We start from the raw sequence: 16,763 nt of genomic DNA, 5'->3' as shown, positions 1-16,763 counted from the left end.
GGGCGCGCATACATTGCACACCCAGGAGAAACCCGATTAAGAGAAGTAACTGGAAGGATTTCATTTCCGCGGAACCTATTTGTTGCGGATAACGAACCCTGAAATGGCCTTGGAGGGACTGACTGAGATTTTACCTCCGTCGGCCACGGCTTTTGCGCCGTTGAGTTTGACGACTACGTTGCGTGAGGCGGAGTCCGGCGAGTAGAGTACCATACCGTTGATATTAACGGTGCTGCTCTTGTCGTCTCCCCAGATGCGCAGGTCATGCAGGTTGGTCAGTACGAAATCCTGTCCCAACTGGCCTGTCGTGCTTTGGTCGATGGCGGCGTCGATCAGGATATCGCCGCCGCTGCAGTTGGTTAGCAGCGCCCCGTCTTTCGCCCGGAGCAGCGACACCTTAAAGAAGCCGGAGACGACATTGTTCTTGCGGCCGAAATCGCCCAACGACTCGATGGCTACTAACGCCGGCTGGTCGTAAAGTTCTCCCTTGCAGCTCAGCACGGAACTGCTGAAGTGGACGTCTGTGTCGCTCATGGCATAAATCTGGCTGAAATCTATGACGACGCTTTTGACCGATTCATAGCGGGTGTCCTCCTTCGTTTGCACACGATACTGCCCGCTGTGCATGTCAGGCTGGATGGTCAGGCGCGGGAGCCGTCCCATGTCGAAGTCCAGTTGGTCGGCCGTGCCTTTGCCGTAGATTCCGTCGATCACGATGTTGGCACGCGTGGCGTTGGTCAGCGCCACGCCGTTGGTTTTGAAGATGCCCAGTTCATAAACGATGTCCTGTTCACCCTCGATGCCAGCCTTGGTGCCGATCAGGCGTACTATGGCCGGCTGGTCTTTGATCAGGGCCTGGCTCGAGGAGCGGATCAGATAACTGTTGCTGATGTTCGAAAGATCGAGGTTGAACGTACGGCTGCCCTCCAGCAAATCGTTGGCATTGATAGGTACTTCTACCGCGAATTTATTGAGGTAACGATCGCTGCCGTCCGTCGAAGGCACGAACGAGAGTGTTCCCGCCACGGGGTCGTAGTTAACGCCCTCTGAGGCGGTCACCGGACGGGTTTTGTAGTCGACCGTTACGGGCAGCGGGGCGCCTTCGGGCGTAAAGGAGTAGCCGGAAAGGGTTACGGTGAATGTTGCGGTGGCACTTCCCATGATGGGTTTGCTGACCTGGATGTCGCTCATGTAGATGCCGTGTGCCAGTTTTATGATGCGGCTTCCGTCTGAGAGGAATACCGCTTCGCCATTGGCTGGAAGGGATGCTGCCGCGAAAGGCGTCGGTGTGTTTTCGACGACGTAACGGTCGAAAAGCAGTTCGCCCAGCGAGGAAAGCATACTCAGGCGGCCCGTCGTCGGGCTGCCCATCAGCAAGTCCCCGTTGCCGTTGATGCGTAACGAAGTGTAGCTGGCGGCCGTGTTCTTTTCGTACATGCGGTGTCCCTGCCGTGAGAACTTGACGATTTTGCCTTGTGAGGTTTCCGGATTGTAGAGGCTTGCCACGCAGGAGCCTGATACGGGGTCGTGCGTGATGCCTGCGATCACACCGCGATCCACCTGCGAGATGAGTTCCGTCCCGTCGGGACGCAGTTGGGCATAATATGAATTGGTGAGGTCGTTTCCGCCGACCATGATCTCGCCCGTGGGGCAGACGATCAACTGATCGAGTTTTGTCTCTACCGACGTGGGGACGATCTGTTTCTGGAAAACAATATCGCCTTCAGGGCGTATTTTGATTACTGCTCCCCCCGCTTTCTGGCCCTCGCCAACCAAATAGAGGTCGCCGTCAACGGTCGAAGCCATCTTCTCGATATGGAATGTGCGGTCGGGAAGCTGGGTAATGAAGAACGGCTTTCCACGTTCGTCGAGACGCACCACGCAGCTGCCTTCGTTGTCTTTCGACGAGAATGCCACATGAAGGTACTCAGTGGAACTGCCCAATACGTTCAGCCCGACGCAAACTTCGCCCGCGGTGGGAATATAATTGTATATCACGCGTCCCGAGGGTGAAATTTTGCATACGAAAGGTTTGCGGCCCCCGGTTACGGCCGGGGAGTCCCCGCCGAGGATCAAACTGCCGTCCGCCAGCTGCCTCCCCAATGTGATGCACGACCCGGGCTCTCCCACGCGCACGTCCTGCTCTACGACCCCATTGGAGGTCAGGACGATGGCGCGTCCCGTGGCACCCCGGTTGTCGCGCGGCGGAACCGTGCGGCAGCCGACCAGCAGCACTTTGCCGTCCTGCAGGGGAAAGACATTCGTGATTTTCGCAAAATCCCCTGCCGGAAACTTGCGCGAAAGGATACTTTCGCCCAAGCGGTTGAGCCATATCACCATAGGATGCCCGCCGTTCTCCCCGACAGCAACGACGTCACCGTTGCTAAAATCCGGGCAAACTTGTTCATAGTGGATTTCCTTGCCGTACGAACGGTCGTACACGACCGGCATGAACTGTGCCTGCACCCGGCTGGCGGCAAAAATCGCCATCGCCATGCCGAACGCCCAAAAGATATTCTTTCCTGTTTTCATTGTATTGTAAGTTTTTTGATCGATCCGAATTCCGGGTTATTATTTTTTCCTGACGACAACATCCACGCGCCGAGCTTTGCGAGTCACCTCGGTCTGTTCCTCGAACGTGAGGGCAACCGGGATGTGCTGATCCTCCGGGACGTTGATTCCCGTACTGTGCTCTTTCTTTTTGCGCAGCGCCTCCATGAATGCTTCGCGGGGAACCTTCAGCCGTCCTTTGCCTTCGGGGTAGAGGGTAGGCTCGGCTCCCAGTTCGACAAGTGCCTTTGCTACGGCCATGGCCCGCTTTTCCGACAGGCCGAGGTTGTATTTCTCAGTCCCGAATTCATCTGCGTACCCGAAGACCGAAATCTCCTTCAAATTGTTGAATGCCATTGATTCCACTACGTTACAAAGTTTATCCAGAGATTCTTTGTTCAACGCGTCGCTGTTGAAATCGAAAAAAACGCTTATGAGTATGTCCCCGACCGAGGGCTGCGGGTATATTTCGGACTCGATGATCTGGGCTTCGTAACTTTCGGTGTTGCTGTTGCCGAGTCCTGAGATCAGGTTCAGGTTGCCGACCATGGCCGAGTACTCGGCCGAAACACCTATCGCCGACTTGCTGCTCAGCGGCGAAATCGTATTGTCGAACGTATAGATGTCATCTTTCCCGGCGATGCCACGGCGATCCGAGATGAAATAGCCTTTGGCCCCGTCGAAGAATATTCCGAAATCGTTGTATACCGAGTTGACCGGATACGGATAATGGAAAAGGGTTCCCGGAACCAGTATGTCGTCTACCATACTCATCCGGTATATGTCGTAACTGCCGAACCCTTCCATGCCGTTGGACGCGAAATAGAGGGCGTCGCCCACTACACGAGGGTAAATTTCGTCTCCCTCGGTATTGACGGCGCGTCCCATGTTGACCGGTTCACCCCAATTGCCCTTCTGTTCGTCCCAATGCGTCATGTAGAGATCCATGCCGCCGTAGCCGCCCTCCCGGTCGGAAGAGAATATCAGGGATTTTCCGTTGTTGAAGAAAGCCGGGTGGCCGTAGGAGTGTCCCTCCTGATGCTCGAACAGGAACTGGAAATCGCTCCAGCGGCCGCGTACGCTGTCGAAGCGTGAATAATAGAGTTGGTTGACGAACAGGCCGGCGTCGAGATCGGTGGATATGATGCGGTCGGTGTTACGGTATACCAGTGCCGTGGCGATCATCGTCTTCCCGTCGGGGCTGAAGGCCAGCGGCCCTCGCTGTAACTCCCGGGGGATGTCGCGGAACACTTCGGGGACGGTTCCGTCGTAGAGCGAATAGAATTGTGTGCGGTGATAAAAGATCTTCAGCGGATCCTGCATCTGACCGCGGCTTACGGCATAAAACGGTTTGCCCTTCCACTCCCCGAGCCAGTATTCGGCCTCGGGGGTATTCAGGGTCTGCAGGGTCACCCTGTAATCCGCATCCCCACGGCCGTAGTACCGCTGCACGTTGGAAAGAGATGCAAGCGTATTGATGTAACGCTGGTTGCGGGAGTAGGGTTGACGGAAAGCGAAGTTGCGAGCTGCGATTTCCGCCTGCTGGTTGTTTCCTAAACGCCGGAGGGCGTCGACGAAGAAGCAGACATCGTTGACCGTCATCAGCGTGTCGGCCGCTGCGCAGACCTTTTCATAATATGTTACTGCATTTTCGGGGTCTTGCAGCAGGATGTAGTTCCTCGCCATTTTCAGGGCCAGGACGTTACGGTCTCCGTAGAGTGCTTTACGCTGCTCCAGGGTCAGCCGTTCGTTGTCGTACTTTTTCTCGATGGCAGCGAGCGCACGCCGGTAAAGGGTCATTGCACGACGGAAATCCCCGCGGACGAAATTGACGTCCGCGCTTCGTTCAATGCGCCCGGTGCGGAAAAGCCGCCCCGCCGAAGGGGGCATTTGGTCTTTCGGTACACGGTCTGGAATTTCTTTGCGGGCGCCGAATGCGTTTCCGGCAAGCAAGGTGCCGAGCAATATTAGTAGAAGATATTTTTTCATAGACGTAATTTATGTTGCCCGATTATTTGAAGATGTTGTAAGTCAGGTGGATTCCGAATTTTGTCGGCCCGAACCATGCGCGCGTGTTTTTTAATTCCAGTGCATATCCGTTCCACTCGCCTCCGAGCAGGTATTTGTCGAATTGCAGGTGGGCGTATCCGATGCCGAGATTCAGATCGAGGCGAAAATGTTTCGACAGGTAGAACTTATAGCCGAGTGATATGCCTGCCGAAAGGCCCCAGCCTTTGCGGCGGTAACTCTCTTTGTCCTCGCCTTGCCATAATCCGATATTGAAATTGCCTCCTGCGACGTAAGGCCCGAGGTAAAAACCGTCGTACATGTTGTTGGTGTAGTAGTAACGCGGCTTGACGTAGTAACGCATGTCTACGCTGCCGATCAGGGCGCGGAAGACCTCTTCGTGCTTCTTGAACATATAGGGCATCCAGAGAATGTCGGCATTCATCGTAAATTGCTGGCTGAGCATAAATTCCACGCCGACATTAGGAGTGCCGGCCAGTAAGAGCGGCAGATTGGTCTTGATCGCCTGGGCTTTCGCTGTCGGTGCTGTGAACAGGAGAATGGAACCCAGTGCCAGTATTCGTGATAGTTTTCTCATCGGACTTTTATGGTTTGTATTTTTGGGTTTTCATGTGGAATTTACATATCCGTCGTACCTCCTGAACCGATATCGCCCCACTCGGAGAGTTTGATCGCCACGAGTGTGAAACCCTTGTAAGTGAAGGTGAGTTGAGCCCCGGGGGTTAAATAAACAGGGCCGTCTATCTTGTCGCCGTTCTCGTCGACGGGAGGTTCCATGCCGCCGTCGTTCAGATTGCCCGAATCGAACGCGAAACGTCCGATGATTTCGTTGTCATCATAAAAATATGTAACGACTTTCAGCGGAGTCAGGGCCGTCCCGGGAGCGTCGGGAGCGTCTATATCATAGCCCGATGACGGGAAATAGCTCTCTGAGAAGCTGTAATCCGGCCCGGCCTGTCCGGCGGCGGGCAGGTCGTAACTTACCTGAATTTTGTCCTGTGGCGTGAAATTGTCGAAGTGTCCGTCGAAACAGAGGCGGGTTGCAAGTCCCGTGTAATGTATTTCTATGCGGGTGACTCCCAACCCGGCGAAATTCTTGAATTCGTTCGTGATTTTTCCGTTGTAGGAATTTTCTTCGCTGATATCGATGGTATGTATCTTTTTTGCGTCGGGATGCCCGATGGGGTATAACGACAGCCTGGTTTTGGAAAAGCGGGGCTGATCGGGGTCGGTCGGCTTGCCCGTGGCCGTGCTTTTGTTCTGCGTACCGGTTTTGGAGCCTGCCGGGAGCGGTGTGAACGTGTGTTCGGCGCCCTTCAGGGGCTTTGCCGAGAGATAGGAGTCCGAGTAGAGCTGCCCCTCGCTTACGGGCATGTCCCCGATTTGGGCGAAACAGGTGACGCTGGTTTCTCCCGGCTTGAGTTTGAAGCGTAACGTTCCGTCGAGCATAAGCTCGTTTTTATTGAACGGGGCATAAATATGGCTGCTGCGCATATGGCTGCCCGCTTCGTCGTGGAATGCGATGTAGAAGTCCCGTATCGTACCCTCTTTGACCTGCGGAACGTATATCCAGAGGTTATTTTCGTCTACGAAATAGTCGTATGTGCATGATGCGAGGGAATAGAGCAGGAGTATCCCGGCAGTCATTCGCGTATATTTCGGCAAGAATTTCATTTTCATTTATTTTGGGCGTGTGGATTTCCCCCTGCCGGAATCTATAAATGCCGAGGGCTCCCTGCGGTACTTTTCGCAGCCGTTCCTTCAGCATTTCGTTTCCGGATTGTCCGGTTATTCGTTTTTTTCTCCTGTTTCTTCCCCTTCCCCCGGTTTGCGGGCCTCGGCGAGCAGGCTCAGTCCGCAGGCCAATCCGAGTAACCCCTTTAAGAGCAGCCACATGGAGAATCCTTCCCCGGTCGCATATGCGTAAACGGCGTATATGCAGATTACAGCGGTGAGCCCCAGAAAGATGTATGCTAAAATCGAGTAAAAAGTTTTTTTCATCGGATGTTAAGGTTAAGGAGCAGCAGTCCGTGAAACCACGGATTGCTGCTCCGGGAGGGAGTTACAGGGGGATGTCGTTGGACTCGATGCTTCCCCAGTCCGCCAGATTGACGTCGATCGTTACGTCGCCGTACTGTCCGGGTTCGGGAATACCCGGATCGTCGGGATCATCGAGCCACTTGCCCCGGGAATTCAGCGTCAGGTTTACTTCGAGGATGTTGTTGGCTGTAACGCCTTTCTGCACGGCGCCGCTCCATGCCACCAGGGCCGGGGCCGTGAGGCCTGTGGTGTGTGACAGCGGGATATAGCCGGCGGGCGCTTTGCCGATCAGCACGATATCGAACTTCTCCTTGCTTTCCGTTTCGCTTCCTCCCGGGAGGAGCCTGATGTCTTTCCACAGGGTCAGCTTGTTGGTCGGGTCGAGTATGGTTCCCGTGCTGTAACCGCTTTCGGGATCCGCGTCGTTGAACTTGCCTTTGACATAGAGTACCGCCTGTTCGCGCTTGGGCGAAGCGAAGCCGACCGTGCTGAGCACGTTGACGCTCGTGCCGACGCGGCGGATACGGAAACTCGCCTCGTCTACGTCGAACTGGACTGACTCATTGCCCGAGAGGCTCTGGTTGATACGCACGCGCATCATGCTCACGGCGCGCTTCAGCGTGATCGTGCTGAGCGTGTTGTTCTGGTCTGCGAGTATATCCACGTTGGGCAGGACGCCTATGAATATCTCCGCGGGTTCCTCGTACCCCTTGGAATCCTTCTCTGGATTCTCGGCCGGAGGAGCCGGTTTCTCCCCGAGGGTTTTCTCCTGGAGTTTCATGAGCAGGGTGCTGATCTCGTACCCTACGGCGGCGGCCGGTTCCCAGGTGCGTTCGATGTTGTTTCCGGTCGCGGAGTTGGCGACTACGTACACGTTGTAATGGGCGCCCGCCGGACTGGCCGGAATGTTCTGGAGTACGAAATTATGGGTGCCGGTTGTGCCGTCCTGGGGCAATTGAAGTTCGCGGGCCGCCTTTACGCGGTTGTCCGCGGTGCTCACGAAGAGGATGTGCAAGTCTTTGATGTTGTCCGTCCACGAGGTCGTGGGCTTGGCCGTGGACGTAGGGTAGGAAGCCTGTGTCGATGGAGCCTTGTCGAAGCCCAGGTTGATTACCACCTGGCCTTCCTTGCCTTCGCCGCCGCCCGTATCGCTTCCGGGATCTTCCGTATTGCAGGAAAACATCCCCAGCGACAGTGCGAGCACGCAAAGGGTTGATTTGAATATGTTTTTCATAATATGCGATTCGATAAATAATTTGCCCGGAACCTGCTCCGGTCGGGGCAGGTTCCGGGCGAATTACTAAATACCGGCCGACAGGTTAGCGATAGTCCAAGGTGCGATGGTGATGTTAACTTCCATGCTTACCACCGTTTCTACGGGTTTGGTGGGATCGGGTACCACGCCGCCGGGGTCGTTCGCACCGGGGCCGCTGATGCTGGAGATAACCACGTCGAAGAGCGTGTTGCGCTTGACCGTGTAGCGCAGCGGAAGTTCCTTGTCGGAGCCTGCGTTCTTATCCTGAAGGTAAATCGCGTAGTAGCACTTGCCGCCCGTGTATTTAATGGCTTCATTACCTGAACCGATCTGGCCCGTTGAGGGAAGTTCGTTGTAGCAGCCGGGCTTGTAACCCGTGATTACGCCTCCTGATTTTAGGGCGACGCGCCAGAAGTCGTTGTTTGTCAATGCTGCGCCGGGATTGCCGTCTTTATCCAAGATCTGATCCACATTCGGCGTCCAGATGCCTTCAACCTCCAGGTAGGATGCTTTGCCAGCCAAGATTGTCGCGTTACTGTTCTCGGTGAGGTAGGATATGCCGCCTTCCGTCGAAAATGATACCTGGGCGCTTCCGTCGATGTAGGTTCCCTGCGTGGTCGCCCCATAATACGGGGTCAGCAGTTGCTTGCCCGTATAGTTGGCGCCCTCATAAACCGGCATCAGATACATTTTGTCGGGGTTGTTTTTGGTCTTGAACTTGAGGTTGTCCAGCGTACCTCCGCTTCCTACCACGCCTGTACCCAGGCTAAGCCTTACTTTGGCACACGCGCGGCCGATGGTGACCGTGAATTTGTTCTCGCCGCTCGCGGTTACTGTCTTCTGGGCCGGCTGTGCTTCCAGGTTCGTCATCCAGAATTTGCCTGCGCCGGTTATGGACGTAAAGTCGGCTATGGCTGCCTGTGTTTTCTTGAATGCGTCCAGCTTGGTGACCTCAGTCGGTGTGGCAGCGGTCGTAACCGTCTTGAAATTGAAGTTCGCAAGTATGTCGTTCATGTTGGCGCATACGAAGAGGCGTTTTGCGCCGGTCGTGGTCTGGAACGTTACTTTTTTTGCATCGACGTCTTCGACCGAGAACGGTACGATCGATTCCAGTACGTCGGCGTTGTTAAATACGTAAAGGGTGGCTTCCGCAAAATCTGATTCTGGCGGGGTTCCGTTTTCGGTCGCCATCGTCGAGGGAGCGTTCGTCAGCGTGATCGTGGCTGTGGTGGGGATGCCCTCTACCACGTCGTCTGCGGGGTTTTTCTCGGCGGCGGGATCCGTTTCGCAGGATGCAAAGGACAGCATGCTTATTGCGGCTAATCCAAGGATAAAATTCTTCTTCATAAGATTGGGGTTTAGTGAATTTTGGGACTTTTAGTGAAACATATTGTTTGTTAATGGAATGAATCTTTTTCAAGAGGGTTCCGGCAGTGGGCTGTCCGCGTGTGCCGGAATCTGGTCGCGGATCGTTTCGCCGGGGGAGTCGGCCGGTCTGCGGCCCGTTTCTTCCCCGGACGTGTTTTCCGCTTCCGGGTGGAGCAGTGCCAGCACGTGCATGCTCTTCAGCCGCTGCCTGAGCTCTTCCTCGATTTCTGTCTCCAGATGCCGCAGACGCGCGTAGTGCCTGTCGTGCAGGTAGTCGCCTTTGTTCCAGTCGATCTCTGTCGCGGCGCCCATGGGGAGCCCTTTGTGGAAGAGGTACATCAGGTCGTACACAGTCACCCGTTCGACCCCTTTGCCGAGATAGACCATGCGCGCCGTGGTGTAACAGATGTTGCCGATGATGAGCGTGTTGATTACGGATTTGTAGAGTGAGTATTCCACGCCGAGCAGTTCCTTCAGGAAGCCCGCATCTATACCCCGCGCACTCCTTTGGCCTGGTGGCGAGTAGGCGAGTAGATTCATAACTCTGATGGCACAGACGATTTTATCCGAAAACATATTGTGTGTTTTTATTGTAATCTCTATTTCCAATAGAGATAATAAGTGTGATTTTGCTTGTGAATTATTGATACATAATTCGTTCGGAACCCACTTTCCGGAAACGGCGATTCACACGATGTTAAACTTGCGTCATGCGTGTCACTATATATTTAGTTTCTATTTTATTGTCAGTATTTTATATTGCTGTAACGGTGAAATTATGGTGAAACATAATGCTCGCTGTGGCACCCTTTTTTGCCGGGCAGACACAGCGAAATACGCTATTTTTAAACGGTAATATTATGCAGTTGCATTACAAAACGGATCACACCTCGTGTCTGAACTACAAAACCGAATCGTTCGGGGGATTTACGCTTGGGAAAATGTCGGAAGGCAAACGGTTCAACAACCAGAAGGAGCCTGTTAAAGTCAATCATCTGATATTTATTCTGGAGGGGGAGGTAAGTATCGTCAAAGACAACGAATGCGCGATATCGGTTCGGGCCGGAGAGTTTGTTTTCATTCCCATTTCATCGCTTTATGTGGGTACGGTCATCCGGCCCGGACGTTACCTCGACCTGACCTTTTTCCACAATAATATCTCCTTGTGCGACAAATATATGCTGTCGCATTATCTGGAGAGTGTAGGCGATTTTGATCCCAGTTTTAAGGCTTTGCCCGTACGCGAACCGCTCGATTTGTTTTTGAAATTGCTGGAGATTTATCTTTCGTCGGGGATCAACTGCAAGCATCTCCATGAAATAAAGGAGAAGGAGTTGTTCATCATCTTCCGCACGGCTTACACCAAGACCGAAATGGTCAGGCTTTTGCACCCGATTATGGGCCAGCGGGTCGATTTCAAGGGGGCCGTTCTGCAGCACAAGGACAAGGTGTCGAGCCGGGAGGAGCTGGCCCGGGTGATGGGAATGAGCGTGCCGGACATGGCTCGGAAATTTAAGGAAGAGTTCGGTGAATCGGTTTACTCTTGGCTGCTCAAACAGAAGAATGCCCGCATACTGGCCATGCTCAGCTATCCTTCGGTTACGATAAAGGACGTGATCTACGAATTCAAATTTTCTTCGCCGGCAAGCTTCAACAAATATTGCAAAACACATTTCGGGTGTCCCCCGAGAGTGTTGGCCGAGCGCATAAAAAATGAAAAATCAGCGGAATATGCCGCTGGATGAGGAAAAGATTAATTAGAATAACTTTTTGAGCGTTTTGGATAAGTGGATTTTCAAAAACACTCCCGACCTTTGTCTCGGTCAGGAAAATGACGCAAAAAGGCCCGGACAGGCCGTGCTGCAAAGGGGCGGGAATTGCTTAGCTTCCGCCGTGAAAAGAACAGAATTAAAAGATCACCTTATGTGTTTCTCTATTGGAAATAGAGGACGTAATTTTACAATAGTAAATATAACTGTTTTTGTTGGAAAATATGCAATACCGGGCTGTTTTTTTGATAAAAACGATCGGGGAAAATTTTTCCGGCCCTTGGAAATTCGCTATAAACGGGTCACAATTTCGTTTATTCGATCCAGTACGTCGCTGTCGAATTCTTTCAGGTAAATATGCGTGATTTTCTCCGAGGCATGTCCCAACCCTTCGCTGATGACTGCAACCGGAGCGCCGCATTGTTTTGCCAGGGTCGCCCATGTGTGGCGTGCCACATAGGTGGTAAGGGGTGTGGTCAGGCCGAGTTTTAAGCCGACTCTTTTCAGATTGCGGTTGATCCGGGCCAGTGCGCTGCGGTACTGGTCGTAATGCGAAAACGGGGCGTTATCGCGCAGAATGGGGAAAATATAGGGGGAATCGTTGTCGTATTTGGCGATAAGTGCCGCCAGCGGCTCCGTGATCGTGATGCGCAGCGGCTGGCTGCTTTTGTGCCGGACATAGTGGATCGCATTGTCGAAAATGTGTTCCTTCCTGAGAAAAACGATGTCCACAAGCGACATGCCGCGCGTGTAGAAACTGAAGAGGAAAATATCCCGTGCGAACTCCAGAAGTGGTTCGCTGGGGGAGAACGTGCAGTGCACCAGAAGCACCATGTTTTTTTTCGACAAGGCCCGCTTGACGGTTTTATGCACCGTGGTGCGTGTCGCCTTGAAAGGCGATTCCCCGACAGACGGAAAGCCGTCTTGGAGAATGTTGTTGTAGATGGTTCGCAGGTTCCGCATATAAAAGGCAATCGTGTTGTCCGACACCTGTTGTTTGCGGAGGAATTCTTCGTATTTGCGGACGAACATCGGATTGATTTCGCTCGCCCGCACATCCTTTCCCCCGAGGTATTTCTGCAGCGATGAATGCGTGCTTTTGTATGCCGCTGCCGTTCCGTTTCTGCGGGCCAGTATTTTTTCGCGTATCTGCTTGTTCATGTATTGCAACAGATGGACGTTGTGCTGTCGGGACGAACGGTTGTCCAGGTCTTCCACGCAGAAATCTATGCCGTGCTCTTCGTAGAAGGCGATTTTCGACAGCAGCGTTTTGCGTTCCCTGTTCAGTGCGCGGTTCATCCGTTGTGCGCTGCGATCCGAAAGTTGCCGACTGTCGTCCGCGCGGACTTTTCCCGATACGGGATCGAAATCGGATTCGCGGATTTTATAGTTGGTGTACAGTACTTTTTTGCGGCGGTTGTGGATGATCTGGAAAACCAGCGGGTAAGTACCGTCTTTCAGTAATTTGTTTTTGTGCAGCTTTAATTTTACGCTTGTCATAAGACACCTTTTATAAACCTTGTTATATAACCATACAAAACTATTCCAATTGTTGAAACAATTTGAAAAAGATAATGTTCAGCATCGGTGCGGAAGTCCTGTCCCCCGTGCTATCGGTTTGGTTTATAGGGGAATATTTTATAAAAAGGTGTGGTGTGACGAGGCGACTGAAAATGGGTGCCGGCGACCGGGGCTGACCTTCACGAGCTGGCGCTGTGCGGGTGCGGCCCGCGACGGGGAGGTGCCGGTTTATCTCCGCCTTTCCCGGAACCGGGCGCCGAATGTGCCGGTATTGCACCCATGGCAGGAGAGGCTGTCAGACAAGTCTGATTTTAACGATTTTACCCCGTCTGAACAAGCTCTGGCAGGGGCGATTGCCAATTCTGAGGGCTTGTCAGACATTCTTTCATTTTTATTTGCGACTTAGCGTTTTTTCCATAGGGGCGTACACGCTACCCGTGTGCCGTCGTCGTAGGTATGTTTTTCCAGTGAATTTTCCCGGGATTGGATGCATAGGTAGACCATCTCCTCCTGCGAGGTGTTGCACAGGCCCCTTACCCCTGCCGGCGCGACCCTTATGACGCTCCCCGCTTTGACCGGAAAGCAGTCGCCGTCTACCTGACAGTAGCCCGCACCCCGGAGTATTATGTACGTTTCTTCGTCTTTGTCGTGCTTGTGGAAATACCCGGGCCCGCTTCCGGGCGGGATGCTGTTGAACGATATTTCCGTGCCGGTCGCCCGCGTCAGCTCTTTGAGGAACAGTTTGCCCCGTACTTCCTGCCCGGTTTTGGCATGAATCAGCGAATACGATTTTATATCCTCCGCGTCGCCGATGTCCGCCGCCGTGTAGTTCCTGCCTTCCGCAATCTTTTTTGCCTGTTTCATCGCTGTCATTTTTGTCGGTGGCCGAAGTGCCTGCCGGCTGCCGTTCCGTCTATTTCACGAACTTGCTGAAAAATTTCCAGAGCTCCTCGCCCGTGTCGATGTCCTGTTCGCCCCACGAATGTTTCCCGCCGACGATCTCGTAGAGCCAGACTTCGCTGCCGCCCGTGCCGCCCGTGAAGCGGTGGGCGATGACCTTGCGGCCGTTCTCCGGCGTACGCCCGGGAATCGTGTCCGTCTGCATGCCGGTGCATTTGTTCTTGGCTGCCCAGTAATGTACGGCCATCGGTACGGCGACGTAGGCGCCCCAGCCGCCTTTATTGTCGAGGTCGCCCTCCCACGCCGACGTGCGGTCGGCCGTGCCGTGTATTTCGAACAGGGGCACGGGCACATCCGATGTGTCGGCCTTGTAGAGCCATTCGAGCATCAGCCCCGATACGGGTGCCACGGCCGCGAACAGGCGGGGGCGCGCCAGAGCCGCGAACAGGCGGGGGCGCGGCGCCGCAAGCTGGTAGCACATCTCCCCGCCGTTCGACATGCCCGTGCAAAAGACGTTGCGGCGGCTCAGCCCGTGCTTTTTCTGTAAATGCCGTACCAGTTGCGTGATAAACTCCACGTCGTCGATGGCCATGTCGGCCTGGAACGGGTAGCCCACGTTCCAGCACGTCTTGCCCCGGCCGTCCTTCGCGCCCTGCGGGTAGCAGACGGCAAAGCCGTGGCGGTCGGCCGCGGCATTCATCCCGAAGCGGCCCGGGTCGTTGTTCGCGCCGTAACCGTGCAGGACGACCACTAGCGGGGCGCCTTGGGGCAGCCCCTGGGGCAGGTGGAGTTTGTACGAGCGTTCGGTACCGCCTGAACGCATCGTGTAGGAAGGGGTGTCCGGATTTGCGGATTGGGGCCGGGCGACGGATGACGCCAGCAGGAGGAGTGCCGTAAAAAGACCCTTTACGACGGAGGGGTTCGAAAGGTATTTCATGCTGTCGGAATTTTCGGGGCTCAGAGTCCTTTCCGGGCGATGCGCCATGCCAGGCTGTTGTAAAGCCCGATCAGCGGCCCCCGCCAGCTGCGGGGCAGGGCGTTGAGGATGCGTACCTTGCGCAGCGTGCGGCGGTAGGTCTTCGTGTAGCCGAAGAACCGGATCGCCCTCGCCGCATCCTTCGTGCCCCCCTTTGCGCTGATGATGAGCGCTTTTCCCAGGGCTGCGCGGGCCACGAACTCGTTGTATCCGTCTGCCGCCGCCGGGTCGTAAAGCTCCTCGAACGAGTAGCGCGTCCGCTCGGGCGTGTAGATGGCCGACGAACGGTTCGAGGCCACCTTCGAATAGTTTGCCAGCGGCTTGGGCGAAAAGCAGACCTTGTAGCGCCGGGCGATCTTGATCCACATGTAGAGATCCTCGCCGATCTTCATTCCCTCGGGGAATCCGCCCACTGATTCGAATACCGCGCGCGGGACGGCGCTGGCCGACGGGATCGAGATATAACGGTGCGCCGAGTCGCGGAAGAAGTCGGCGACCACGCCGCGCTCCGTGGGGGTGGGGGCGGGGAACCGTCCGTCATGGCTGACGATGTTGAAGGCTGTCGAATAAATCCCGCAGCCCGGGAATTCGGCCGCCATCGAAGCGATCTCCTCCAGGAATCCCGGTTCCCACGTGTCGTCGGCGTCGAGCAGGGCGATCAGGTCGCCTGCCGACTCGGCGATGGCGCGGTTGCGTGCCGCGCAGACCCCGGCGTTCGCTTGCGTGACGAGCTTCACGAGCGGCGATGCGATGGCACGCACGGCGTCTGCACTCCCGTCCGTCGATCCGTCGTCCACGACGACGATCTCCGTGGGCTGCAAAGTCTGTGCGAGTACCGAGCGTAGGGTGTCGCCGATTTCGCGCTCCTTGTTGTAGAGGGGTATGATGACCGAGATGGTTGCCGATGCCATTTGTTGCGGTTTGGTTTCTTGCGAAGATACCGATCTTTTGCTACATTTGCAAATAAAACCCTGTTCATGACCGCATCCGAGAAGCTCATCGCATTTATCCGCAATACGTTCGACACGGCGCTTTACTTCGCCGTGATGGCCGTCAAGGAGAATTTCCGCAACTATATCCGCCGTGCGGGCCCGACGGGCGACCCGTCGCGCGGGATGGTCATTCTCGGCAACGGTCCTTCGCTGGCCGAAGACCTGCCGCGATTGATCGCGCGCCGCGAATACGAGGCCAGGGATTTCATGGCGGTCAACTTTTTTGCCGAGGACGACCGCTTCGAGGTGGTCAGGCCGGGTTATTACGTCCTTTCCGACCCGATGTTCTTCCGCGACAGCGAGTGCCGCGACCGCGTGGCCGCGCTCTACCGCACGCTCGATAGCAAGGTCACGTGGCCGATGACGCTCTACGTACAGTTCTATAATCCCGAAAAGTTCGACTACCGCGCCGCACTTCCCAACCCCCGTATCCGCATCGTTCGCTTCCATACGCAGGTCTACCGCGGTTTTGGCAGCGTCGGCTTCTGGCTTTTCCGTCACGGCCTCGGCAGCGCCAATTTCGGCACGGTCGTGCAGGTGGGCGAATACGTCGCCCTGTTACTGGGTTACCGGCAGATCGAGCTCTACGGGGTGGATCATACGTTGCTCGACGGGCTATGCGTCGACGACGCGAACCGCCTGTGCCGTGCCGACCGCCACTATTACGATGCCGGGCCCCGGGCGCCGCAGCCTATCTACATGAAGGTGCCGCATGTGCCCTATACGATGTCTGTATACCTGGCCGAGGTGGCCGAACTCTTCCGCGGGCACGAGGTGCTGCGCGACTATGCCGCGTCGCTTGGTGCGCGGATCGTCAACCGCACCCGCGGCTCGATGATCGACGCCTACGAACGCGGGGCGGAGTAACGCCGCCTTTTTGAAATAAAGGAAGCGACCTGGAAAAGGTCGCTTTTTTATGCTCATCTCGGATTCCCGTTCCCTACCCCAGCCGCCGGCTTGCCGCGATGATCTCGGCCATCGTGAAATCCTCGGGGTTGTCGATGTCCAGCCCTTCGATGCGGTCTACGACAGCCATGTAGGGTTTTTCCCCGATGCGGCGTCCGCGGCCGCACCAGAGCGTGCGCGGGAAAATGAAAAATGCGCTGGTTTCGATATAGACCGGCTCTATGGTCTGCGTGCGGGGGATGTCGTCCAGCGCATAGTTGAGCGGCCGGCCTTCGAACCAGGCGAAGGTCTGGATCTTCTCGGCGCTGAACGCCGAATCGTACTCCCCCGACCGCACGTGCCGCAGGGCGTCCGCCACGGTCTCCGCGCGGATGAACGGCGAGGTGGCGTGCGCCAGCACGTAGAGGTCGGCCTCGACGTCGGCCGTGAAACTGTCGTAGATCTCCCGCCCGAGCGTC

General features: G+C 55.4%; 15 protein-coding genes and 1 pseudogene. 3 read left to right on the top strand and 13 right to left on the bottom strand.

Features of this window, described 5'->3' with window-relative positions; genetic code table 11:
• Positions 1-75: 75 nt before the first annotated feature.
• From QVP03_RS13070 to QVP03_RS13035, 8 genes are all read right to left on the bottom strand, one after another.
• The gene (locus tag QVP03_RS13070) at positions 76-2,532 is read right to left on the bottom strand and encodes a Calx-beta domain-containing protein (RefSeq protein WP_022333833.1); all 2,457 of its coding nucleotides are present in this window, start codon (positions 2,530-2,532) and stop codon (positions 76-78) included.
• 39 nt (positions 2,533-2,571) lie between these two features.
• Positions 2,572-4,350 carry an OmpA family protein gene (locus QVP03_RS13065; protein ID WP_288210826.1) on the bottom strand — a complete coding sequence of 593 codons (1,779 nt, stop codon included), beginning with the start codon at positions 4,348-4,350 and terminating at the stop codon, positions 2,572-2,574.
• 211 nt (positions 4,351-4,561) lie between these two features.
• A complete protein-coding gene (locus QVP03_RS13060; protein WP_022333831.1) occupies positions 4,562-5,155 on the bottom strand; it encodes a DUF3575 domain-containing protein in 594 nt (197 codons plus the stop codon).
• A gap of 41 nt (positions 5,156-5,196) precedes the next feature.
• Positions 5,197-6,258 (bottom strand): hypothetical protein, encoded by a 1,062-nt coding sequence (locus QVP03_RS13055; protein WP_279143710.1) that lies wholly within the window; start codon positions 6,256-6,258, stop codon positions 5,197-5,199.
• A 108-nt stretch (positions 6,259-6,366) separates the two neighbouring features.
• On the bottom strand, positions 6,367-6,579 hold the full coding sequence (locus QVP03_RS13050; RefSeq protein WP_022333829.1) for a hypothetical protein: 213 nt from the start codon (positions 6,577-6,579) through the stop codon (positions 6,367-6,369).
• A 61-nt stretch (positions 6,580-6,640) separates the two neighbouring features.
• Positions 6,641-7,852 (bottom strand): FimB/Mfa2 family fimbrial subunit, encoded by a 1,212-nt coding sequence (locus QVP03_RS13045; RefSeq protein WP_256128623.1) that lies wholly within the window; start codon positions 7,850-7,852, stop codon positions 6,641-6,643.
• A 66-nt stretch (positions 7,853-7,918) separates the two neighbouring features.
• Complete coding sequence (locus QVP03_RS13040) at positions 7,919-9,220, bottom strand: Mfa1 family fimbria major subunit (protein WP_022333827.1); 1,302 nt, start codon at positions 9,218-9,220, stop codon at positions 7,919-7,921.
• A 69-nt stretch (positions 9,221-9,289) separates the two neighbouring features.
• Positions 9,290-9,817 carry a hypothetical protein gene (locus QVP03_RS13035; protein WP_022333826.1) on the bottom strand — a complete coding sequence of 176 codons (528 nt, stop codon included), beginning with the start codon at positions 9,815-9,817 and terminating at the stop codon, positions 9,290-9,292.
• 224 nt (positions 9,818-10,041) lie between these two features.
• On the opposite strand from QVP03_RS13035, the gene QVP03_RS13030 reads away from it, so the two are divergent.
• Complete coding sequence (locus QVP03_RS13030) at positions 10,042-10,986, top strand: helix-turn-helix domain-containing protein (protein WP_410511873.1); 945 nt, start codon at positions 10,042-10,044, stop codon at positions 10,984-10,986.
• Positions 10,987-11,301: 315 nt separating this feature from the next.
• On the opposite strand, the gene QVP03_RS13025 is transcribed toward QVP03_RS13030, so the two are convergent.
• A complete protein-coding gene (locus QVP03_RS13025; protein ID WP_022333824.1) occupies positions 11,302-12,510 on the bottom strand; it encodes a site-specific integrase in 1,209 nt (402 codons plus the stop codon).
• 52 nt (positions 12,511-12,562) lie between these two features.
• Here QVP03_RS13025 and QVP03_RS13020 point away from each other — a divergent pair, with 52 nt between their 5' ends.
• The gene (locus QVP03_RS13020) at positions 12,563-12,937 is read left to right on the top strand and encodes a hypothetical protein (protein WP_256128624.1); all 375 of its coding nucleotides are present in this window, start codon (positions 12,563-12,565) and stop codon (positions 12,935-12,937) included.
• On the opposite strand, the gene QVP03_RS13015 is transcribed toward QVP03_RS13020, so the two are convergent.
• The 3 genes from QVP03_RS13015 to QVP03_RS13005 are packed head-to-tail and all read right to left on the bottom strand — an operon-like array spanning position 12,934 to position 15,318.
• A complete protein-coding gene (locus QVP03_RS13015; RefSeq protein WP_022333823.1) occupies positions 12,934-13,395 on the bottom strand; it encodes a cupin domain-containing protein in 462 nt (153 codons plus the stop codon). The two genes, QVP03_RS13020 and QVP03_RS13015, sit on opposite strands and share 4 nt — an antisense overlap.
• Before the next feature lie 49 nt (positions 13,396-13,444).
• Complete coding sequence (locus QVP03_RS13010; protein ID WP_022333822.1) at positions 13,445-14,368, bottom strand: alpha/beta hydrolase family esterase; 924 nt, start codon at positions 14,366-14,368, stop codon at positions 13,445-13,447.
• Positions 14,369-14,388: 20 nt separating this feature from the next.
• Positions 14,389-15,318 (bottom strand): glycosyltransferase family 2 protein, encoded by a 930-nt coding sequence (locus tag QVP03_RS13005; protein ID WP_022333821.1) that lies wholly within the window; start codon positions 15,316-15,318, stop codon positions 14,389-14,391.
• Between the two features lie 66 nt (positions 15,319-15,384).
• Here QVP03_RS13005 and QVP03_RS13000 point away from each other — a divergent pair, with 66 nt between their 5' ends.
• Positions 15,385-16,266: a hypothetical protein gene (locus tag QVP03_RS13000; protein ID WP_022333820.1), complete on the top strand. Its 882-nt coding sequence runs from the start codon at positions 15,385-15,387 to the stop codon at positions 16,264-16,266.
• Between the two features lie 73 nt (positions 16,267-16,339).
• Here QVP03_RS13000 and QVP03_RS12995 read toward each other — a convergent pair.
• Positions 16,340-16,763: pseudogene (locus QVP03_RS12995) on the bottom strand (acylneuraminate cytidylyltransferase family protein); the annotation flags it as partial.

The organism is Alistipes sp. CAG:29 (genome assembly GCF_000435435.1).
Classification (GTDB): domain Bacteria; phylum Bacteroidota; class Bacteroidia; order Bacteroidales; family Rikenellaceae; genus Alistipes; species Alistipes onderdonkii.
This window is presented reverse-complemented; position numbering and strand designations above follow the sequence as displayed.